General features: G+C 61.7%; 20 protein-coding genes. 7 read left to right on the top strand and 13 right to left on the bottom strand.

Annotated features, from left to right (window positions below; genetic code table 11):
- Positions 1-308 precede the first annotated feature (308 nt).
- The 6 genes from FIV39_RS25120 to FIV39_RS25145 all read left to right on the top strand — a co-directional run bounded on the left by FIV39_RS25120 (position 309) and on the right by FIV39_RS25145 (position 5,951).
- Positions 309-767: a (2Fe-2S)-binding protein gene (locus FIV39_RS25120; protein WP_090402472.1), complete on the top strand. Its 459-nt coding sequence runs from the start codon at positions 309-311 to the stop codon at positions 765-767.
- Entirely contained in the window at positions 767-2,998 is a 2,232-nt protein-coding gene (locus tag FIV39_RS25125; RefSeq protein WP_090402470.1) for a xanthine dehydrogenase family protein molybdopterin-binding subunit, read from the top strand. Before FIV39_RS25120 ends, FIV39_RS25125 begins: the two co-directional genes overlap by 1 nt.
- 16 nt (positions 2,999-3,014) lie before the next feature.
- Positions 3,015-4,355: a c-type cytochrome gene (locus FIV39_RS25130; RefSeq protein ID WP_090402468.1), complete on the top strand. Its 1,341-nt coding sequence runs from the start codon at positions 3,015-3,017 to the stop codon at positions 4,353-4,355.
- A 340-nt stretch (positions 4,356-4,695) separates the two neighbouring features.
- Positions 4,696-4,977 (top strand): BrnT family toxin, encoded by a 282-nt coding sequence (locus FIV39_RS25135; protein WP_090402466.1) that lies wholly within the window; start codon positions 4,696-4,698, stop codon positions 4,975-4,977.
- Positions 4,978-4,980: 3 nt separating this feature from the next.
- Positions 4,981-5,328: a BrnA antitoxin family protein gene (locus FIV39_RS25140; RefSeq protein WP_090402464.1), complete on the top strand. Its 348-nt coding sequence runs from the start codon at positions 4,981-4,983 to the stop codon at positions 5,326-5,328.
- Positions 5,329-5,699: 371 nt separating this feature from the next.
- Positions 5,700-5,951, top strand: a complete 252-nt coding sequence (locus FIV39_RS25145) for a hypothetical protein (RefSeq protein WP_090402462.1) — start codon at positions 5,700-5,702, stop codon at positions 5,949-5,951.
- A 71-nt stretch (positions 5,952-6,022) separates the two neighbouring features.
- On the opposite strand, the gene FIV39_RS25150 is transcribed toward FIV39_RS25145, so the two are convergent.
- The 6 genes from FIV39_RS25150 to pstS all read right to left on the bottom strand — a co-directional run bounded on the left by FIV39_RS25150 (position 6,023) and on the right by pstS (position 11,217).
- The gene (locus tag FIV39_RS25150) at positions 6,023-6,646 is read right to left on the bottom strand and encodes a hypothetical protein (protein ID WP_090402460.1); all 624 of its coding nucleotides are present in this window, start codon (positions 6,644-6,646) and stop codon (positions 6,023-6,025) included.
- Positions 6,646-7,344: a hypothetical protein gene (locus FIV39_RS25155; RefSeq protein ID WP_090402458.1), complete on the bottom strand. Its 699-nt coding sequence runs from the start codon at positions 7,342-7,344 to the stop codon at positions 6,646-6,648. Before FIV39_RS25155 ends, FIV39_RS25150 begins: the two co-directional genes overlap by 1 nt.
- 55 nt (positions 7,345-7,399) lie before the next feature.
- Entirely contained in the window at positions 7,400-8,161 is a 762-nt protein-coding gene (pstB, locus tag FIV39_RS25160; protein ID WP_010210300.1) for a phosphate ABC transporter ATP-binding protein PstB, read from the bottom strand.
- Positions 8,162-8,237: 76 nt separating this feature from the next.
- Positions 8,238-9,149, bottom strand: coding sequence for a phosphate ABC transporter permease PstA (gene pstA / locus FIV39_RS25165; RefSeq protein WP_090402455.1), 912 nt, complete (start codon positions 9,147-9,149; stop codon positions 8,238-8,240).
- A complete protein-coding gene (gene pstC, locus FIV39_RS25170; protein ID WP_053139617.1) occupies positions 9,149-10,114 on the bottom strand; it encodes a phosphate ABC transporter permease subunit PstC in 966 nt (321 codons plus the stop codon). Before pstC ends, pstA begins: the two co-directional genes overlap by 1 nt.
- Positions 10,115-10,188: 74 nt before the next feature.
- Positions 10,189-11,217 carry a phosphate ABC transporter substrate-binding protein PstS gene (gene pstS / locus FIV39_RS25175; RefSeq protein ID WP_027603516.1) on the bottom strand — a complete coding sequence of 343 codons (1,029 nt, stop codon included), beginning with the start codon at positions 11,215-11,217 and terminating at the stop codon, positions 10,189-10,191.
- A gap of 189 nt (positions 11,218-11,406) precedes the next feature.
- On the opposite strand from pstS, the gene ppk2 reads away from it, so the two are divergent.
- Positions 11,407-12,324 carry a polyphosphate kinase 2 gene (gene ppk2 / locus FIV39_RS25180; protein ID WP_090402453.1) on the top strand — a complete coding sequence of 306 codons (918 nt, stop codon included), beginning with the start codon at positions 11,407-11,409 and terminating at the stop codon, positions 12,322-12,324.
- A gap of 223 nt (positions 12,325-12,547) precedes the next feature.
- On the opposite strand, the gene FIV39_RS25185 is transcribed toward ppk2, so the two are convergent.
- The 7 genes from FIV39_RS25185 to FIV39_RS25215 all read right to left on the bottom strand — a co-directional run bounded on the left by FIV39_RS25185 (position 12,548) and on the right by FIV39_RS25215 (position 20,160).
- Positions 12,548-14,347: a glycosyl hydrolase family 28 protein gene (locus tag FIV39_RS25185; RefSeq protein WP_090402451.1), complete on the bottom strand. Its 1,800-nt coding sequence runs from the start codon at positions 14,345-14,347 to the stop codon at positions 12,548-12,550.
- 41 nt (positions 14,348-14,388) lie between these two features.
- Positions 14,389-14,757 (bottom strand): 5-carboxymethyl-2-hydroxymuconate Delta-isomerase, encoded by a 369-nt coding sequence (locus tag FIV39_RS25190; protein ID WP_090402449.1) that lies wholly within the window; start codon positions 14,755-14,757, stop codon positions 14,389-14,391.
- Positions 14,758-14,836: 79 nt separating this feature from the next.
- On the bottom strand, positions 14,837-15,748 hold the full coding sequence (kdgD, locus tag FIV39_RS25195; RefSeq protein WP_046035395.1) for a 5-dehydro-4-deoxyglucarate dehydratase: 912 nt from the start codon (positions 15,746-15,748) through the stop codon (positions 14,837-14,839).
- A gap of 199 nt (positions 15,749-15,947) precedes the next feature.
- Positions 15,948-16,724 carry an ABC transporter ATP-binding protein gene (locus FIV39_RS25200; RefSeq protein WP_090402447.1) on the bottom strand — a complete coding sequence of 259 codons (777 nt, stop codon included), beginning with the start codon at positions 16,722-16,724 and terminating at the stop codon, positions 15,948-15,950.
- A gap of 11 nt (positions 16,725-16,735) precedes the next feature.
- The gene (locus tag FIV39_RS25205) at positions 16,736-17,575 is read right to left on the bottom strand and encodes an ABC transporter ATP-binding protein (protein WP_090402445.1); all 840 of its coding nucleotides are present in this window, start codon (positions 17,573-17,575) and stop codon (positions 16,736-16,738) included.
- A 14-nt stretch (positions 17,576-17,589) separates the two neighbouring features.
- The gene (locus tag FIV39_RS25210; RefSeq protein WP_090402443.1) at positions 17,590-18,507 is read right to left on the bottom strand and encodes an ABC transporter permease; all 918 of its coding nucleotides are present in this window, start codon (positions 18,505-18,507) and stop codon (positions 17,590-17,592) included.
- A 42-nt stretch (positions 18,508-18,549) separates the two neighbouring features.
- Complete coding sequence (locus FIV39_RS25215) at positions 18,550-20,160, bottom strand: ABC transporter substrate-binding protein (RefSeq protein WP_090402441.1); 1,611 nt, start codon at positions 20,158-20,160, stop codon at positions 18,550-18,552.
- Positions 20,161-20,199 lie beyond the last annotated feature (39 nt).

The raw sequence follows: 20,199 nt of genomic DNA on the forward strand, positions 1-20,199 counted from the left end.
GATAGTGGCGCCATAATATCACCCATGAAAACGGCGCTACCGCTCTCGGACGGCTATCTGGAGCCAATAGGGGTTTGTACTGACCCAAATCAATAAACGTTCACACATCAAGCGGCTGCGGGTGCCTAAGTTGATCGACCACCTTGCTTGACTGGCTCAATCCTCTTGAATACTTGCCTGATCCTCCGAGTCGTCGGCTTTTTTATAGATAGCCCTTGTGCCCTGGTCTAGAGTTCGACAATGGGCGCCCATCGCCTTTCTTATAAGAAACAAGCACTACCAACCGATGATCAGCAGGTGAGCCAGCCATGGAATTACGTATTAACCAAAAGGCCTATCAGGTCGATGCCGACGCGGACACGCCGCTGCTATGGGTGATCCGCGATGACCTCGGGCTGACCGGCACCAAGTACGGCTGCGGCCTGGCCCAATGCGGCGCCTGCTCGGTGCTGGTGGACGGCAATGTCGTGCGTTCGTGCGTCACGCCGGTGGCCGGGGTGGTCGGGCGTGAGATCACCACCATCGAAGCCATCGAAGCCGATGAAGTGGGCAAGCGGGTGGTCAGTGCCTGGGTCGAGCATCAAGTGGCGCAATGCGGTTACTGCCAGTCCGGGCAGGTGATGGCGGCCACCGCGCTGCTCAAGCACACCCCTGCGCCCACCAATGCGCAGATCGACGCGGCCATGGTCAACCTGTGCCGCTGCGGCACCTACAACGCCATCCACGCCGCCATGCATGACCTGGCCGCCGGGAAGGAGAGCGCCTGATGAATACGCCTGACGTCATCCCCGGCCTCACCCTGGGCGAGCCGATCAACCTGTCGCGTCGCCGCTTCCTGGCCAGCACGGCCGTGGGTGCGCTGGTCATCGGTTTTGGCCTGCCGCTGGGCTCGGCCCGAGTACAGGCGGCTGCCGCCGCAGAACGCGGCACCCAGGTGCCGGCTTTCCTGGAGATTCGCCCGGACGGTAGCGTGCGCCTGCTCAGCCCCTTTATGGAAGGCGGCCAAGGCACCCACACCGCCATGGCGCAGATCGTCGGCGAAGAGCTGGATGCCGACCCCGCCACCTTCATCGTCGAAGCCGCACCGCCCGGTGAAGCCTACGTGGTGATGGACAACGGCATGCGCATCACCGGCGGCAGCATGTCGGTGCGCATGAGCTACCCGGTCATGCGCCGCCTGGGCGCCCTCGCCCGCACCATGCTGTTGCAGGCCGGTGCCGAGCAGTTGGGTGTGCCGGTGGCCGAACTGACCACCCAACCCGGCCGCGTGGTCCACGCCGCGTCCGGACGCTCCCTGGGCTACGGCGAGTTGGCCGGCCGCGCGCTGGACATGCCGGTGCCCGACCCGGCCGGCATCACCCTGCGCGACCCGAGCCAGTTCCGCTGGATCGGCAAGCCGGTCAAGCGCCTGGATGCCTATGACAAATCCACCGGCAAGGCGCAGTACAGCATCGACATGAAGGTCGACGGCATGCTCCACGCCGCCGTGCAGCACGCGCCGCGCCTGGGCATGACCGTGGGTGGCCTGCGTAACCAATCGCAGGTCGAAGCCATGAAAGGTGTGCACTCGGTGCATGTGCTGCCCGGTGCGGTGGCCGTGGTAGCCGAACGTTGGTGGCACGCCAAGCGTGCGGTGGAGGCGATCCAGGTCGACTGGCAGGAACCGACGACCGACTCAAAAGTGCGCGGCATGCCCGCTGATTTTTCCAGCGACGGCTTTCGCGATTTTCTCGCGGCCCAGCAAGGTCCGGCGCGTGACGACGAGAACGAGGGCGATGTGGCCGGCGCGTTGAAAAACGCCAAGACCCAGGTCGAAGCCACCTACCACAACCAGTACCTCAACCATGCGCAACTGGAGCCGCCGTCAGCCCTGGCGCGCTTCAACCCCGACGGTTCGCTGGAGATCTGGCTGCCCAACCAGGCGCCGGATATGTTCCGCGCCGACATCGCCAAGCGCGCCGGGCTCGACCCCGCGCAAGTGACCCTGCACTCGCCGCTGCTGGGCGGTTTTTTCGGCCGGCACTTCCTCTATGACTCGGCCAGCCCCTACCCGCAGGCGATTGCATTGGCCAAGGCGGTGGGCCGTCCGATCAAGCTGATCTGGAGCCGTGAGGAAGAGTTCCTGCGCGACGTGCTGCGCCCGGTCGCGGTGGTCAAGTTCCGCGCCGCGCTGGACGCCGACGGCCTGCCGGTGGCGATCGAAGCGGTGAGCGCCACCGAAGGCCCTACCGAAGCCATCGCCGGCAAGCAGGGCGAAAAACTCGACCCCACCGCCCTTGAAGGCCTGTCGGGTAAGAGCTACGCCATCCCCAACAAACGCATCGCGCAGATCTACGTCAAGGGCCCGGCCATGCTCGGCTACTGGCGTTCGGTGGGCAATTCGCTGAATGACTTCTTCTACGAAGCGTTCCTCGATGAACTGGCGGACAAAGGCGGCCGCGATCCCTATGAGCTGCGCCTGCACCTGCTGCGCGACAACCCACGGCTGACCACCCTGCTCAAGGCCGTGGGCGAGTTGTCCGGTGGCTGGAAGCGTGGCCCCTACACCGCCGAAGACGGCACTCGGCGCGCCCGTGGCGTGGCCATGGCCTCGCCGTTCGGCTCCCACGCGGCGGTGATCGCCGAAGTGTCGCTTGAACACGGCCAGGTCAAGGTGCACCACATCTGGGAAGCCATCGACCCCGGCAGCATCGTCAACCCGGCGATTGTGCAAGCCCAGGTCAATGGCGCGGTGGCCCTGGGCTTATCGCAAACCTTGCTGGAAGAAGCGGTGTATGTGGACGGTAAGCCACGGGCGCGCAACTACGACCTGTACCCGATCCTGCCGCCCTCACGGATGGCGCAGGTGCACGTAAAGATCGTCGAGAGTGGCGAGAAGATGGGCGGCATCGGTGAGCCTCCGCTCCCCGCTGTGGCGCCGGCCGTGGTCAATGCGGTAGCGCAGTTGACCGGCCAGCGTGTGCGCAGCCTGCCATTAAGCCGACACACCTTCAGCTAACCGAGCGAGACCGCCCATGAACAACCGTCGATTCGCAAGAACCGCAGGCTGGCTGGTGCTGCCCTGCCTGGTCGCCGCCGGCCTACTAACCTGGTATGTCACCCGTCAGCCCGCCACACCGTTCGCGCAGGAACAGGCTGCCAGCGTCGACCCCGCACAGGTCAGTCGCGGCGAATACGTTGCCCGCCTCAGCGACTGCGTGGCCTGCCACAGCCTGCCGGGCAAGGCGCCCTTCGCCGGGGGCCTGGAAATGGCCACGCCGCTGGGCGCCATTCACGCCACCAACATCACCCCGGACCGCACCCACGGCATCGGCACCTACAGCCTCGCTGACTTCGACCGCGCGGTGCGCCACGGCGTAGCACCGGGCGGGCGCCGGCTCTACCCGGCGATGCCCTACCCGTCTTACGCCAAGCTCAGTGACGACGATATACGCGCGATGTACGCGTTTTTCATGAAAGGCGTACAACCGGCCAACGAGCCCAACATCCCCAGCGATATTCCCTGGCCGCTCAATCTGCGCTGGCCCATCGCCCTGTGGAACGGCCTCTTCGCGCCGACCGCCACCTACGCGGCCAAACCCAACCAGGACGCGCTGTGGAATCGTGGCGCCTACATCGTCCAAGGCCCTGGCCACTGCGGCAGCTGCCACACGCCGCGCGGCCTGGCCTTCAACGAAAAAGCCCTGGACGAATCCGGCAAGCCGTTCCTCGCCGGCGCCCTGCTCGACGGCTGGTACGCACCGAGCCTGCGCCAGGACCCGAACACCGGCCTGGGGCGCTGGAGCGAGCCGCAGATCGTGCAGTTCCTCAAGACCGGGCGCAACGCCCATGCGGTGGTCTACGGCTCGATGACCGAAGCCTTCAACAACTCCACGCAGTTCATGGAAGACGCCGACCTGGCCGCCATCGCCCGTTACCTCAAGTCGCTGCCCGGCGACCCACAGCGTGACGGCACACCCTGGCAGTACGCGGCCGCCGACACACGCCAGGACATTCCCGGCGCCCACACCTACGCGACCCGCTGCGCCTCCTGCCATGGCCTTGACGGCAAGGGCCAACCCGAATGGATGCCACCCCTGGCCGGCGCCACCTCGGCATTGGCCAAGGAAAGCGCCTCGGCGATCAACATCACCCTCAACGGCTCACAGCGGGTAGTCGCCGCCGGCGTACCGGACGCCTACCGCATGCCGGCGTTTCGTGAGCAACTGTCCGATGAGGAAATCGCCCAGGTGCTGACCTACGTGCGCAGCACCTGGGGCAACCACGGTGACGCGGTCGACGCCAAGGCAGTCAGCAAGCTGCGCGGGCATACCGACCCGGCCAGCAGCAGTCCGATTATTTTGCATATGCGTTGAAGGTCGTTCTCGCGGCACTTTCCCCGGCGTGGTCAGTAACCTGAGCATGCCGGGGAATAAAGGGGCAATGCGCGCAAACTTAGTATTGACCCGGCCTCGTGCACGTTGACCTATCCGACTACTCGCCTGTTCAAGCTCGCCTCTTCTGACAATCAAAACAGAATCCTTCTACGTAACGGATTAGCCATTACGCACGGAAATATGTTGGCAACCTCAGCAAGATCGAGACCCAACTGACCGAGCGGAACATGGCAAATTCACACTACCGCTATTTATGGCTGGCCATCTTCCTGACTGACGGTTCCTTCAACCGCTTTTTCATACATATAAAGTATGCATAATTAAGACATTCAGGATTCAATACGATGAGGCAAAGAGCATCGCCAACCAGCAGAAGCACAAGGGTATAAGCCTCGCCGACGCGGAACCGGTGTTCAACGATGAGATCGCCCTGACCATACAAGACCACGATCACGATGAAGAGCGCTGGGTGACCATGGGCACTGACGCGAGGGGACGAATTTTGGTAGTGACATACACTTACCGCGATCCAAATTTCGTACGCGTTATCAGCGCCAGGCTCGCATCAAAAAATGAACGGCGCCGTTATCTGGAGGCTTGAACAATGAAAGACGAATACGATTTCACCCACGGCAAACGCGGTGCTGTCGCCAGCAACAAGGGCAAGACCCGCATCACCATCATGCTTGACGATGCGGTTATCGATGCCGCCCGTGAACGCGCAGAAAGCGCCGGTACGGGCTATCAAACCGTGATCAACAATCTGTTGCGTCAGGCGTTGATTTCGCAACAAGCACACAATCTGGCGCCCGCCCCAAAGAAGCGGGCTAAAACCCTGCAAGTTATCAACAATGGCATCAGCCTCTCTGAGGTTGAAGCGCTGGAACAGCAACTCATCGCTGTCGCTGGCGAGCTGAATCGAGTGCTGGGCACATCCAAACCAGCCGATTGACCAAGGTGCGTTGCGACTTACCCCGACTCCCACTTGAGTTGTTCACGGCCCAGCGCCCCGTGATGTGAATCGGTATTCGTCCCAGCCGGCTCAAAATGTGGGCTCGGCTGAGGCCGGACTGTTCTCTCTCTGGCCGAGACAAACGCGGGCTCGTTCAACTCCTCACCTCGCGGCCTGACGAATGGTCAAGGCACACCGCACATCCCGCAACCCGAACTAATTTGAACGAACCCGTTTCTTTACCCATCAACACTGAAGGACCTATCAGACACGAGAACGGCTCGTGTCGCTCCTATGCGAGCTACGAACCCGGCGGCCTCGATCAGGCCCCTGCACTCTTCGCTCGCACATGACGACCTTGGGGTGAGGCCATGTCAGCGAACATGCGTGAAGCGTCGAAGCAAACCGGCTGGGAAACAGAGCTGGCCAGAAACACCGAACTGTTCTACGAGGCCGACCGCCTGGAAACGCAGGCCTACGCCATCATTGGCAGCAGCCTGGCCGATGCCGGCGCGTGGTTGCGCTTTACCGAGGCGAAACAGGTGGCGGATGCCAAGCGCACGGAGGCGTATCAGGACCTGATGCGCATTCGGCGCGGCATGGAGGCGGCACGCACCGACTGAGGCGGCCGACTTGGGCTACGGGCGTTGAGGTGTAGCGCAGAGTACGCCGAGGATGGCCTTTGCATGGGCCTTCAGAGTGCCTCAGGCAGAAAAAACCTCCGCGCACCCTGTGTTGCTGTTTTGTGCCGGACCGGCTGCTGTCGAGCGAGCTGCGCCTGAACCTGGGCCACAGCCTCCAGCACCCGCTGTGCCCAGTTCTCGTCCTGGGGGTCCACCACCACCACGCGGAAACCGTGGTCATGGCCTTCACTGCGCACGCCTTCGGAGTCATCCACATGCAGGTCGATGTCGAAGGCCGGCGGGAATTTCGAGGGCGCGTTCGACAGGCCGTGCGCCGTCAGCGCATGGTTGTGCAGCACGCTGTTGACCACACCGTCGACGCGGATGCCGTACAGCATCAGCCAACGGCGGATATACGACGGCGTGCGACCGGACGAGGTGTAGACCCAGATGCTGCAGCCCTGGCGGCGTAGCTCGCGGGTCAGGGAGCGCGTGCCGATACGCAAGGGCTCACCCAGCCAGCGGTGCACGCAGGCCGGCAGCTGGCTTTTCTCGACGTCGCAGTGATGCAGTTGGCAGGCCAGGGTGTCGTCGATATCAAACGAAATGCGGATGCGCGGGCGCTTGACCAGCTGCATCGGGAGCACGCGCTGGAGCGCCTGCCCTGCCCTGGCGAACAAGGGATAAGCGCTCATCAATGACCCCCTTGATAAACGGGCAAGGACTGGTCCTTGAGAAAAAACTTCATCGGATCCGGCGCCTGTTCTTCCAGGAAGGCGGCGTATTTTTTCTTGATCTTGGGCAATTCATACAACGCCTTGACTCCATGTTTGGCTGAGTTGCGGATGACCGACGAGGGGTTGAAGTAGCCCTCGGCGTTCTCCAGCGTCAGCACGAACGGCGGCAAACCTGCACGCATCAGCAAATAGCTGACGATCAGGGAGCCACTGCGGTTGTTGCCTTCGATGAACAACTGCGGCTTGCTGAGGATGCGTACATACACCCCGGCTGCACGCTTCCAGACTGATTCACTGCGGTACGCGCAGTACCAGTTGTACAAATCCTTGATGCCGCCCTCAACGTTGTTGAAGAAGTGCTCCTCGGTCGCCGCCAGGTGCTGGGCATATTCCAGGCGGCGCGCCGGGTCGCGGCCACAGAGCACGGTGGCGTTGATCTCCAGCATCAGGTTCAGTTGCTGAAGGTCAAACAGGTCGACGCCCCGCGCCACATAGTCGTCAATCAGTGCGTAGCCTTCAAGCACGTTGTGCAGCACTTCGTCGGTCAACGGGTCGCGCGGCTCGGTAAAGTCCCGGCTGAGTTCGGCAAAGCGCTGTTGCACCTCACGCAGTGCGCGTTCAATCGCGGGCAAATCAAGGCGTCGTGTTGCAGGCATTGGCATTCCCATAAGCAGTTGAAAATACGGGAGCATCCGAGCTCCCGCAGGGGCATCAGCTGAACTTGCCGCTGATGTAGTCCCCGGTCATTTGTTCACGCGGGTTCTCGAAGATCTGCGCCGTCGGGCCCATCTCCACCAGGTAGCCGGTGCGCGTGCCTTGGGAAATATCCACCGAGAAAAACGCCGTGGTGTCGGCCACACGGATGGCCTGCTGCATGTTGTGGGTCACCAGGGCGATGGTGTAGTCCTTCTTCAGCTCGACCATCAACTCCTCGACCCGGCGCGTGGCGATCGGGTCAAGCGCCGAGCAGGGTTCATCGAGCAACAGCACTTCCGGTTCGGTGGCAATGGCGCGGGCGATGCACAGGCGTTGCTGCTGGCCGCCGGAGAGCGACAGGCCGCTGACCTTGAGCTTGTCCTTGACTTCATCCCACAGCGCGGCGCCTTGCAGGGCGTGTTTGACGCGGTCGCCCAGGTCGCCTTTGTAGCGGTTCAGGCGCAGGCCGAAGGCAACGTTGTCGAAGATGCTCATCGAGAACGGGTTCGGCTGCTGGAACACCATGCCGATATAGCGGCGCACGACCACCGGGTCCACGCCCTTGCCGTAGACGTCCTGGCCGAGGAAGTGCACATGGCCCTCGAAACGGAAGCCCTTGACCAGGTCGTTCATGCGGTTGAGGCTACGCAGCACGGTACTTTTACCGCAGCCGGAAGGCCCGATGAAGCCGGTGATCTTGTTCTTTTCGATCGGCACATGGCTGTCACGCACGGCCATGAAGTTGCCGTAGAAGATCTTGTCCAGCTTGCAGTCCATGACCACAGGCGCCTGGGTGACAAACGGAGCGGCTATTTGCGCAGTTGATACGTTCAAGATTCAGATGCTCCCGTTTTCAATATTTTGGCTTGCCGAAAATACGGCTCACGATATTCACGACCAGCACGATCATTACCAGTACCAGCGACGCCGCCCATGCGAGTTCAAGCTGGTTGTCGAAGGGCATGCCGGAGAAGTTGTAGATCAGCACGGCCAGCGAGGCCGTCGGATTCATCACCGCCAGGTTGCCGTCGTGGTAGATCCAGTAGTTGCTGAACAGCGCGGTAAACAGCAGCGGCGCGGTTTCTCCTGCGGCGCGGGCCACGGCAAGCATCACGCCAGTGAGGATGGCCGGCAGGCCGGTGGGCAAGACGATTTTCCAGATCACCTGGGAGCGCGTGCAGCCCATGCCGTAGGCGGCGTCCTTCATGATCTTGGGCACCATGCGCATCGACTCCTCAGCCGTCAGCACCACGATCGGCAGCATCAGTACCGCCAGTGCCACACCACCGGCCGGGGCCGAGTAGGTGCCGGTGGTCATCACCACCAGGGCGTAGGCAAACACACCGGCGAGGATGGAAGGCAGGCCGGTGAGCATCTTCGCGGCAAAACGCGCGGCGTTCGCCAGCTTGCTGTCCGGGCCCAGTTCGGCGAGGAAGATTGCTGCCATGATGCCGACCGGCACGGCGATGGCAGCGGCAATGCCGACCATCACGAAGGTACCGGCCATCGCGTTGCCGAAACCGCCGCCGGTCTCGAAACCGGTGGGCGGTAGTTCGGTGAACACTTCCAGGCTCAGGCGCGCGCCGCCGCGCATGATCAGCATGTAGAGCACGGAAATCAGCGGCACGCTGGCCAGCAGCGCGCCCGTCCAGACCAGGGTGGTCAATACCAGGCTGCGCAGGGCACGGCCTTCGAACCGGCGCTGCAGGCTGGGCATCGCGCCGGCGGGGGATGTCAGGTCGGTTGCAGCAGTGAGATCAGTCATCACTTATTACCCCGTTGGGCGTACATCATGATCATGGAGCCGAAGATGTTCACGATCAGCGTGATCAACATCAGCACCAGTGCGGCGTACATCAGCACCTCGATCTCGTTCGGCCCGGCTTCAGGGAAGTTCAGCGCCAGCAAGGCCGCCAGGGTGTTGGCCGGTGCAAACAGCGACAGAGAAATGTTGTTGGCGTTGCCCACCAGCATGGCCAGGGCCATGGTTTCACCGAGCGCGCGGCCCAGGCCCAGCACCAGGGAACCGAAGATGCCGGTGGCGGCGGACGGCACCATCACCTTGAGAATCGCTTCCCAGTGGGTGGTACCCATGCCGTAGGCGGCCTGCTTGGTTTTCATCGGCACGGCCGTAAGCGCATCCTGCGACACGGCGGCGATGGTCGGCAGAATCATGATCGCCAGCACCAATGCTGCCGGGAGCAACCCCGGCCCGCTCAGGGACGTGCCGAAAAAGGGGATCCAGCCAAGTTCAGTGTTCAACCATGCGGTCAACGGCCGAATCGCCGGGATGACCACGTAAATGCCCCAGAGGCCGTAAACGACGCTGGGGATGGCCGCGAGCAGTTCGACGATGGTACGAAACACCGCCGCCAGCTTCGCCGGCAAAAAATCCTGAGTGAGGAAAATCGCCATGCTGACGCCGAAAACACCTGCGATCAGCAACGCGATAAAGGCACTGTAAAGCGTGCCCCAGATGGCCGGCAGAATGCCGTACTTGCCTTGGTTGACGTCCCAGACGCTGCCCAGCAGCACGTCAAAACCGTGCTTCTCCATGCCTGGCAGGGCCTTGCGGCCGACTTCGAAGACCAGGGCAAACACCAACGCCAGCACCAGAACCACGCCTATTCGCGCAAGCGCACGGAAGGTGCGGTCAACCAGGAAGTCCTTCGTAGAAGGTGGCTGGCAGGCAGAATCCGGGTTACCCGGTACGACAAACGGTGTGTTCATTGGCTAATTCCGGAACAGGGGGGTAACTCTCCCGGCAAGGCTGACAACACCCGCCGAGAGAGGCCTCACGAGCGTTACTGGATGTTGGCAGACGCTTTGCGAACCTGATCGACCACCGATTTCGGCAGCGGGATATAGCCCATCGAGTCGGCGATTTTCTGACCTTCGGTCAGGCTGTACTCGACCATTTCACGCATGGCCTTGGCCTTGGCCGGGTTGCCGTTGTCCTTGCGGAAGATCATCCAGGTGTAGGAGGTGATCGGGTAGGACTTGGCACCGTCCGGATCCGGCAGCCAGGCCACCAGGCTTTCCGGCATCTTCACCGCCGCCAGGGCTTCGGCACCGCTTTCGGCGTTAGGTACCACGTACTTGCCGGCCTTGTTTTGCAGCTGGGCGAAGTCAACCTTGGCCAGCTTGGCGAAGCCGTATTCGATATAGCCAATCGCGCCTGGGGTCTGGCGTACGGTGGCGGTCACACCATCGTTCTTCGGCGATTTGATGAATTTGTCGCTGGCTGGCCAGTTGACGGTGTTGCCTTCACCCAAGTCCTTCTGGAACTGTGGGTTGATGGCCGCCAAGTGCTTGGTGAAAACGGCAGTGGTACCGCTGGAGTCCGCACGCACGACCACGGTGATCGGCATATCCGGCAGTTTCAGGCCAGGGTTGGCGGCGACGATCTGCGGATCGTTCCACTTGGTAATCTTGCCCAGGAAGATGTTGGAGTACACATCGCGTGGCAACTTAAGTTCTTTAGGATTACCTGGCAGGTTGAACGCCAGCACGATTTCGCCTGCGGTCATCGGCAGCAACTGCACGCCTTCGGCGACCTTGGCGATGTCTTCATCTTTCATCGCCGAGTCACTGGCGGCGAAGTCCACGGTTTTGTTCAGGAAGTCCTGTACACCCGCGCCACTGCCTTTGGATTGGTAGTCAACCGTGACGCCCTCGGTCTTCTTGCTGAAATCCTTGAACCAGGTGAGGTAGATCGGCGCTGGGAAACTGGCGCCAGAACCTGTCAGACGGACGTTCTCGGCAGCAAATACCGAGGTGGCACTTAGAGAAACCGCAACGGCGAGTGCAGCTGACTTCATCAGACGTTTCATTCAGGGAAATCCTTGTGATTACGGGCTCCCGGAACTTTGCAGCAGCTTTGTTACGCTTTTATGAAAATTGAATGGCAAACCGCTATTTCGTCGCGCCTTTTCGCCACAGCCACGCATTTCGATGTAATTGGTTGGTAACAAAATGCGACTAAGACTTTGCCATCTCCCCCCACGACGCGAGTGCCTCCCATGTCTGCAGTAGACGACGCCTTGATCCAGCGCATCCACCGTGAGCTGCTGGATCACAGTGACGAAGAGCTCGAACTGGAATTATCCGAAGACGGGCACGACCTGAACGCGCTGTTCGATGAGCACGTCGAGGAAAGCCCGGAGAAGGCCGCGCGCAGGATTTACTTCAGCGAATTGTTCCGCCTGCAAGGCGAACTGGTGAAGCTGCAAAGCTGGGTGGTCAAGACCGGCGCCAAAGTGGTGATCCTCTTCGAGGGCCGCGATGCCGCCGGCAAAGGCGGTGTGATCAAACGCATTACCCAGCGACTCAACCCGCGGGTCTGCCGCGTCGCCGCCCTGCCCGCCCCCAACGACCGCGAACAGACGCAGTGGTACTTCCAGCGTTACGTCTCGCACCTGCCGGCGGCCGGTGAAATCGTGCTGTTCGACCGCAGTTGGTACAACCGCGCCGGCGTCGAACAAGTCATGGGTTTTTGCAACGAGGACCAGTACGAAGAGTTCTTCCGCACCGTGCCGGAGTTCGAGCGCATGCTCGCCCGCTCCGGCATCCAGCTGATCAAATACTGGTTCTCCATTTCCGACCAGGAACAGCACCTGCGCTTTCTCAGCCGCATTCACGACCCGCTCAAACAGTGGAAACTCAGCCCCATGGACCTGGAGTCGCGTCGGCGCTGGGAGGCTTACACCAAGGCCAAGGAAGTCATGCTCGAGCGCACCCACATCGCCGAAGCGCCATGGTGGGTGGTGCAGGCCGATGACAAAAAGAAAGCCCGACTCAACTGCATCCACCACCTGCTCGGGCAGATGCCTTATGAGGAAGTGGAACTGCCGGTGATCGAGCTGCCGCAACGGGTCAGGCAGGAGGACTACTCGCGCAGCCCGACGCCAGCGCAAATCATTGTGCCGCAGGTCTATTAACGTAGGACGTAATAGATTCCCCAGTGGTGAGCAGGCCGTTCAGTTAACAGCGAACACCGTACCTGTGGCGAGCGGGCTTGCCCCGCGCTGGGCTGCGCAGCAGCCCCAAAACACAGCCCCGGAACTGTCTGGCACACTGCAGCGTTCTTATTGGGGCTGCTTCGCAGCCCAGCGCGGGGCAAGCCCGCTCACTACAAGGGTCCATTCACCATAACGTTTGCGCTTACGGCGCCGGCTCCACCTCCTTGAACACCAGCCCTTGGCTACCGCTGACCTGCCACGGGTTGGCACCGCCGGTCTGGCTGAAGACCACGTGGTCGAAGCGTGAGTCTTTCAGCCCGTCGATACGCGCCTTGGCCGCGCCGCGAAAACGCACACGCTCGAACACCAGGCCCTGATGGTAAGCGTTGTGCGCTGCATCGCCCTTGACCTCGATCGCCGCGCCTTGAGCATTTTCTACGCTCACGTCGCTCACCCGAACGTCCTTGAACTGCCCCGCTATGGTTGAGCGCTGATAGTCGAGCTTGGCGTTCGGGTCGTTGTAGTCGAGGGTAAAAATGAACGCCTGCTTGACGGTGTTGCGGATCGCCGAGTCGCGGAACGTCACGTTGCGCGCGCCGCCGCCCATGAAGTTGGTGCTTTTCATGCGCAACCCGGCATCGGTGCCGTCCGACACGTTGTCTTCGGCCAGGATGTTTTGGATCCAGGCACCGGTATGGCTGCCGGCGACCACCATGCCATGGCCCTTGCGGAAGTAGTTGTTGAAGATCCACGCGTCTTCCTGCGGCGGTTGATGCACGGCATCGGCACCGGTGCCGGCAGCGAAGTTCACACAGTCATCACCGGTGTCGAAGAAGTTGTTGAACACCATCGCGCCCTTGCTGTTGGCGAACTCGATGCCGTCGCCGTTGTTGGCGTCGTAGGTCTTGTGGGTGGTGTTGGCCAGCACCACGTTTTCGGTCTCCAGGTTCATGATGCCGTGGAACGCCGGGTTCACCACGGTGAAACCGCCGTAGAACACGTTCTTCACATTGCGCAGGGTAATCAGCGAGGAGCGCATCTGCCCGTAGGCATCCTTGACGTTCATGCCGCGCGCCACGGCCTGCTCCACCTGCGCCTTGGCCAGGATGCCGTCCTGGGCGTAGCGGGTATTGTCGCTGGGCAGGTAGAACGGCAGTGCCTGGCCACGCTCGTCGACGACATCGGCGTTACGCTTCCAGCCATTGCCATCGAGGGTGCCCTTGCCGACGATGCGGATGTTTTCGAATGACTGATGCTGGCGTGGATCGCGGGGCAACGCGTTGATCAGCGAGGCCGGGCGCACGGTGGTGGAATACGGGTACTGGATGTAGCCGGCCAACGGATAATCTTCGGCGCGCTCGGAACCGAGCAGGGTCGCGCCTTCGGCGATCTCCAGGGTCATGTTGCTCTTGAGGTAGAGCGCGCCGCTTTTGTAGGTGCCTTCAGGCAGCAAGACTTTGCAACCGACGGTGCAGGCATCGATGGCGTTCTGGATCGCCTGGGTATCGAGATGGCTACCGTCGCCTTTGGCGCCGTATTTTTTCACGTCAAATACCGCCGCAACCTGAGTAGTGCGTTGCAGCACCGGGGCGCTGTCGGCGGACTCTTTGCCGTTGCCGTCCACCGAACGCACGGTGAAGCGGTACGCCGTGTCGGGCTTCAGGCCGTGGGCGGTGAAGCTGTGAATGCCGATGCGATGATGGAAGTTGGCAGTGTCTTGCCGATAAAACTGGTCGATGTAGGGTTTGGCTGGTGACACCTGGTCATTGTTGGCATTGGCGCTGCCCAGCAGCGTGCCATTAGCGTATACCCGGTAATCCTTGATGCCCGCATGCTCGGCAGGCTTTTCCCACACCAGGATGATTTGCCGGTCATCAAAAGCCAGCGTCGGTACTTGCAGTTTTGACGGGGCTTGCAGCGCCCATGCCAGCGGGCTGCATCCAAGGGCCACGAGGACCAGCGCGCAACGCACCGGGTTTGTTTTCGAGGGTTGATACGGCATGTTGTTCTCCTTGTTTTTGCCGGTATTCACACCGAGGGGCGCTACATCTGCCGCCCGGACTCTTCGAGGTATTGGCTGCGATTGACGAAGGTTTCGCGGGGCATTTCGCGCACGTCCATGGACAGCGCCTCGACCTGCGGCAGCAGTTCAATCAGGGCGCCCAGCGTTGCCGAAGCCAGGCTGCGCTGTTGTTCGGCAGTGCGCCCGGCGAACAGGTACAGGGCAACGTGCACGAAGTCATCTTGAGTGCTGCCACAGCGGTAATGGCTGAAGCCGTTGAGCCGCACCTTGATGTCGCCGGGCTTGAATACGCCGAAGCTGTCGAGGGCATCGTGTACGGTGGCCAGCAGGGTGTGTTCGCCGATGCGTTGGGCCAAGGCCGCTGGGCAATCGATGATGCAGTGGGGCATGGTGGATCCTCACAAGCAGGTTGAATGTGGGAGCTGTCGAGCCCCCACATTGATCTCCAGTGTTTTTCGAACGCCTTGATTACTGGGCGCCCAGCGCCTTGATCAGCACGTCCAGCTGCTCCACTTCTTCAGGCAGCAAGTCGGTCAACGGCGCGCGCACCGGGCCGGCGTCGTGGCCGACCAGGCGTGCACCGGCCTTGACGATACTCACGCCATATCCTTCGCAGCGGTTGCGGATCGCCAGGTACGGCAGGAAGAAATCATCGATCAAGCGGCCCACGGTGGCGTGGTCGTCGGCGGCCACCGCGCGGTAGAAATCCATCGCGGTTTTCGGGATGAAGTTGAACACCGCCGAGGAATACACCGGCACGCCCAGGGCCTTGTAGGCCGCTGCATAGACTTCGGCGGTCGGCAGCCCGCCGAGGTAGGTCAGGCGGTCGCCGAGGCGACGACGGATCGACACCATCGATTCGACTTCACCGATACCGTCCTTGAAACCGATCAGGTTCGGGCAGCGCTCGGCCAACTGTTCCAGGCTGTCGGCATTGAGACGGCACAGGTTGCGGTTGTACACCACCACGCCGAAATCCACCGAGTTGCACACCTGCTCAACGTGGGCCACCAGGCCTTTCTGGCTGGCTTCGGTGAGGTAATGTGGCATCAGCAGAATACCGGCGGCACCGAGGCGCTCGGCTTCCTGAGCATAGGCGATAGCCTGGCGTGTAGGGCCACCGGCACCGGCGAGGATGGGCACCTGGCCTTTGCAGGTGTCCACCGCAGTCTTGATGATCTGCGTGTATTCCTTGGCTTCCAGGGAGAAGAATTCGCCGGTGCCCCCTGCCGCGAACAACGCGCTGGCGCCGTAGGGTGCCAGCCATTCCAGGCGGCGTGCATAGGTGTCGGCGCGGAAGTCACCGGCCGCGTCAAAGTCGGTAACCGGGAACGAGAGCAAGCCGGAAGACAGGACTGTTTTTAGTTCTTGTGGCGTCATGTTCGCAAACCTCAAATCGAAAAATAAAGGGAATACCTCAAGAGGTACGTCATCGTACAACTGTGCAGATGAGTTAGCTACCCTCTAAGCGCTTTTGTTTGCGCCAATATAATTTAATCAATAAAACCAGCTTATTACGTGCAAAAAACTTGAAGACACGCATCATCACTCAATCAAAGTCATACGATGACTATAGGAATCAGCCGACCTTACGCCCTACAGATTCCTGACTGAAGTCACGGCTGGCCTGCACCAGCATGCGCGTGTAGTCGTGCACGGCCTGGTCCTGACTCAGGGCCTGGCAGTCGAGCAATTCGACGATCCTGCCGTGCTGCATCACCGCCACCCGGTCGCACAAGTGAGTGACCACCCCCAGATCATGAGTGACCAGCAGATAGGTGAGTTTCTCGCGCTCGCGCAGGTCCGCCAGCAAGTTGAGGATCTCGGCCTGCACCGACACATCCAGGGCCGAGGTCGGCTCATCCAGCAACAGCACGCGGGGCTCAAGGATCAATGCGCGGGCAATCGCCACGCGTTGGCGCTGCCCACCGGACAACTGATGCGGATAGCGGAAGCGGAAGCTGTCGTTCAGGCCGACCTTGAGCAGGATCTCGTTGATCCGGTCGTCCTTGTCCCCTACCCCGTGGATGATCAGCGGTTCGCGCAGGGCGGTGTCGATGGTGTGCCGGGGGTGCAGGGAGCCATAGGGGTCCTGGAAGACCATCTGCACTTTGCGAAAGTGCTCCTTGGGAATCTTGTGCTGCAACGGCGCGCCGGCGATGCTCAGCGCCCCGTGCCAATGCCGGTATTGCCCGGCCAGGCAGCGCAGTACGGTGGTCTTGCCCGAACCGGACTCCCCCACCAGGCCGAACGATTCGCCGTCGGCGACACTCAGGCTCACATCGTGCAGCACCTGGTTGATGGCAGCGCCTGTGCCGAAGCTCAGGTTCAAGGCGTGCGCTTGGATCATGGGCATGGTCAGGTTCCTTATTGAGTCAGCCAGAGTGGATCGCGCTTAAGCACCGGCAGGTGCACGCGACGATTATCCATGCTCGGCAGCGCGGCCAGCAGGCCACGGGTGTAGGGATGCTCGGCGTATTGCAGGTCGCAGGCGGCCAGGGATTCGACGACGCGCCCGGCGTACATCACCAACACGCGGTCACAGTAGTTGCGCACCAGGTTGAGGTCGTGACTGACAAAAATCAGCCCCATCTGCTGCTGGTCCACCAGTTCTTCCAGCACGTTGAGCACTTGCTGGCGCACCGAGACATCCAGCGCCGACGTGGGCTCATCGGCAATGATCACTTCCGGACGCGTGATTACCATCATCGCGATCATGATGCGCTGGCCCATACCGCCGGACACTTCGTGCGGGTACAGGTTGTAGACCCGCTTCGGATCGCGGATATGCACCTGCTCGAGCATCTGCATGACCCGCTCGCGCGCATCACTGCGACTGGCCTTGTGGTGGGCCAGGTAGGCTTCGGCAATCTGGTCGCCCACCTTGACCACCGGGTTCAGCGAGTACTTGGGGTCTTGCATGATCATCGAGATGCGCTGGCCGCGAATCTTCTGCATTGCCTTTTCACTGGCCGAGAGCAGGTCGACCTCGCCAAACGCCATGGTCTTGGCGGTGATTTTCGCGCTGGGCGGATGCAGCTTGAGCAGGCTGCGCCCGACGGTGGACTTGCCTGAGCCGGACTCACCGACAATCGCCAGCTTCTCCCGACCCAAGGTAAAGGACACATCGCGCACGGCGTGGGTTTCTTTCTGGCCACTGACGAAGCGCACATTAAGCCCTTCGACATTCAGTTTGATGGCGGACATAAGGTGTTCTCCGATTATTCGCTGCGCGGATCAAGGATGTCCCGCAGGCCATCGCCTAACAGGTTGAAGGCCAGGCTGACCAACATGATCGCCGCCCCGGGAACCGCCACCAGCCACCAGCACTCGAGCATGTAGCGGCGCCCGGTGGAAATCATCGCGCCCCACTCCGGCAGCGGCGCCTGGGCACCCAGGCCGAGGAAGCCCAAAGCGGCCGCGGTGAGGATGATCCCGGCCATGTTCATGGTCAGGCGGATGATCACCGAGGACAGGCACATCGGCACGATATGGCGCAGGATAATCCGCGCCGGCGACGCGCCTTGCAGTTCCACGGCGACGACAAAGTCGGCGTTGCGCAGGGACAGGGTTTCAGCCCGCGCGAGCCGCGCAATCGGTGGCCAGGAAGTCAAGGCAATCGCCACCACCGCATGCTCCAGGCCAGGGCCCAGGGCAGCGATAAAGGCCAGCGCCAGGACCAGGCTGGGGAAGGAAATAAAGATGTCGGTCAGGCGCATGAACACCGTGTCGACCGCCCCGCCGAAGTAGCCCGAGACGGTGCCGATAAACAGCCCGATGGGACCGACGATCACGGTTACCAGCGCAATGATGTACAGCGTGATCCGCGAGCCATAGACCAGCCGACTGAAAATATCCCGGCCGTATTCGTCGGTGCCGAACCAGTGCGCCGAGCCCGGCGCCTGCAAGGCTGTGGCGAGGTTCTGCGCGACCGGGTCATGGGTGGCGATCCACGGCGCAAAAGCCGCGACCACCACCAAGAGCAGCGCAACCAGCAGGCCCGCCAGGGTCATGGGGTTACGCAACAGGTGACGCAGCACCCGCAGGCCGCTCTTGCAGAAGGCATCGAAACTGGAGCCCGGCGAGCGATCCACCGGCCGCTTCGCCGCCGTTTCGATGGAAGACAGATTGGCATTCATAAGCATCTTCTCTGTGTGAATTCTGAAGGGCCGCAGCCCCACTCAACGCTGCTTGTAGACACCCAGGTAACGGGTGGCCTCGGCATCGTCACCACTGAAACCCTTGACGTCGGCAGCACTGACCACGGTGTCGGTCATCTGCGAGATCATCAGGATCGGCCCCACCTGCTGGTCATAGAGCGTCTGCGCCTGGTGATACAGGCTGACCCGCTGCGCCGCATCGCGCGTCACCCCAGCCTGGTCGATCAGGCTGTTGAGCTGCGGATTGAAGAATGAAGCGCGCCAGCCCTGGAAGTTCGGCAAGCCGGCGTCATCGCTGTTGTTGGGGTTGTAGGCGAAGGTGCGCAGGCTGAAATACGGGTGCGGATAACGCTCGGCGCCGCGGGCCACGATGATCTCGAAATTGCGCGCGCGCATCGCGCCATAGACCTGGTTGCCGGTGCCGGTGACGATGCTGGCCTTGATCCCGCCCTCAGCCAGGGTCGCTTGCAGGCGTGCGGCGATGTCGATGAACGGCGGTTCCGACAGCGTGCGAATGGTGGTGTTGAAACCGTTGGGGTAACCCGCCTCGGCCAGCAGCTGTTTCGCCTTGGCCACATCCATGTGATAGCCCGGATCCGGCAAGCGCGCTTCCAGCCCCAGCTGCATCGGCTGCTGATTGAGCTTGCCGTAATACGGCATCACCTGTTCATCCAGGCCCTTGTAGTCGATCAGGTTGCGCACCGCTTCACGCACCTTAGGCTTGGCAAACTCGGGTTGCTTCATGCTCATCGCCACGTAGTACATGGTGCCGCGCGGCAATGATTGCACCTGGATCTTGTCCGAGCCGTCGATGGCGCGAATGTCCGGTGCCGCCATGCCGTAGGCCAGGTCGAGGTCGCCGCGTTCGAGCATCAGGCGCAGCGACTGGGATTCAGTCATGTGCCGCACCACCACGCGCTTGAGCTTGGCCGCGCCACCCCAGTAGCCGTCGAAACGGGTCAGCAGCAGCGAATCGTTGGCACTCCATTTGGTCAGCACGAAGGGGCCACTGCCCGCCTCGTTCGTCACCAGCCAGCCGGCGCCGAGGTCGCCATTTTTTTCATGCGCCAGGGCCGTCTTGCGGTCCACTACCACGGCGCTCGGCGAGATCGCCAGGGAGTCCACCAACAGCAGCGGGTCCATGGTCTGCGGCAGGTCGATGACCAGGGTGTGGGCGTCCGTGGCGCGGATCAGCGATTGGATGTTCTCGACGCTGTAGCCGTAGGCCTTCCAGGTGGTGGCCAGGCCAAAATTGAGCTTCATCACCCGGTACAGCGACCACGCCACGTCCTCGGCGGTCAGCGGGTTGCCCGAATGGAATTTCACATCCTGGCGCAGATGAAAGGTCACCTGCTTGCCGTCTTCGCTGATGTCCCAGCGTTCGGCCAATTGCGGCAGGTGTTTTTCCGGATTGCCCTGGTCGCGCTTGATCAGCGTGTCATAGAGGTTGGCGTTGACGCCGGAGGCATCCAGGCCGGGCGCATTGGCCGGGTCGATGGAAAACAGGTTGACCATGCTCATGCCGACGATCAATTGATCGGCGGGGGTCTTGGCACTGGCCGTTGTCATCGGCCCAAGGGCGAGTACCGCCGTCAACAGGCCAAGGTGCAGTGTTGAAAATACCGTCTTCATGCAAAATTCCTTCTTTTTATAGTTTTATCGGTACTGCGC

The sequence above is a fragment of the Pseudomonas grimontii genome, assembly GCF_007858185.1.
Lineage (GTDB): Bacteria > Pseudomonadota > Gammaproteobacteria > Pseudomonadales > Pseudomonadaceae > Aquipseudomonas > Aquipseudomonas grimontii.

What these genes read in the sequence shown, in the direction of transcription:
- FIV39_RS25185 (WP_090402451.1), bottom strand. Translation starts at nt 14,347, where the DNA reads ATGCCGTATCAACCCTCGAAAACAAACCCGGTGCGTTGCGCGCTGGTC.
- pstC (WP_053139617.1), bottom strand. Translation starts at nt 10,114, where the DNA reads ATGAACACACCGTTTGTCGTACCGGGTAACCCGGATTCTGCCTGCCAG.
- FIV39_RS25210 (WP_090402443.1), bottom strand. Translation starts at nt 18,507, where the DNA reads ATGAATGCCAATCTGTCTTCCATCGAAACGGCGGCGAAGCGGCCGGTG.
- pstA (WP_090402455.1), bottom strand. Translation starts at nt 9,149, where the DNA reads ATGACTGATCTCACTGCTGCAACCGACCTGACATCCCCCGCCGGCGCG.
- pstS (WP_027603516.1), bottom strand. Translation starts at nt 11,217, where the DNA reads ATGAAACGTCTGATGAAGTCAGCTGCACTCGCCGTTGCGGTTTCTCTA.
- FIV39_RS25190 (WP_090402449.1), bottom strand. Translation starts at nt 14,757, where the DNA reads ATGCCCCACTGCATCATCGATTGCCCAGCGGCCTTGGCCCAACGCATC.
- FIV39_RS25130 (WP_090402468.1), top strand. Translation starts at nt 3,015, where the DNA reads ATGAACAACCGTCGATTCGCAAGAACCGCAGGCTGGCTGGTGCTGCCC.
- FIV39_RS25120 (WP_090402472.1), top strand. Translation starts at nt 309, where the DNA reads ATGGAATTACGTATTAACCAAAAGGCCTATCAGGTCGATGCCGACGCG.
- kdgD (WP_046035395.1), bottom strand. Translation starts at nt 15,748, where the DNA reads ATGACGCCACAAGAACTAAAAACAGTCCTGTCTTCCGGCTTGCTCTCG.
- FIV39_RS25140 (WP_090402464.1), top strand. Translation starts at nt 4,981, where the DNA reads ATGAAAGACGAATACGATTTCACCCACGGCAAACGCGGTGCTGTCGCC.
- FIV39_RS25200 (WP_090402447.1), bottom strand. Translation starts at nt 16,724, where the DNA reads ATGCCCATGATCCAAGCGCACGCCTTGAACCTGAGCTTCGGCACAGGC.
- FIV39_RS25150 (WP_090402460.1), bottom strand. Translation starts at nt 6,646, where the DNA reads ATGAGCGCTTATCCCTTGTTCGCCAGGGCAGGGCAGGCGCTCCAGCGC.
- FIV39_RS25145 (WP_090402462.1), top strand. Translation starts at nt 5,700, where the DNA reads ATGTCAGCGAACATGCGTGAAGCGTCGAAGCAAACCGGCTGGGAAACA.
- FIV39_RS25205 (WP_090402445.1), bottom strand. Translation starts at nt 17,575, where the DNA reads ATGTCCGCCATCAAACTGAATGTCGAAGGGCTTAATGTGCGCTTCGTC.
- pstB (WP_010210300.1), bottom strand. Translation starts at nt 8,161, where the DNA reads ATGGACTGCAAGCTGGACAAGATCTTCTACGGCAACTTCATGGCCGTG.
- ppk2 (WP_090402453.1), top strand. Translation starts at nt 11,407, where the DNA reads ATGTCTGCAGTAGACGACGCCTTGATCCAGCGCATCCACCGTGAGCTG.
- FIV39_RS25215 (WP_090402441.1), bottom strand. Translation starts at nt 20,160, where the DNA reads ATGAAGACGGTATTTTCAACACTGCACCTTGGCCTGTTGACGGCGGTA.
- FIV39_RS25125 (WP_090402470.1), top strand. Translation starts at nt 767, where the DNA reads ATGAATACGCCTGACGTCATCCCCGGCCTCACCCTGGGCGAGCCGATC.
- FIV39_RS25155 (WP_090402458.1), bottom strand. Translation starts at nt 7,344, where the DNA reads ATGCCTGCAACACGACGCCTTGATTTGCCCGCGATTGAACGCGCACTG.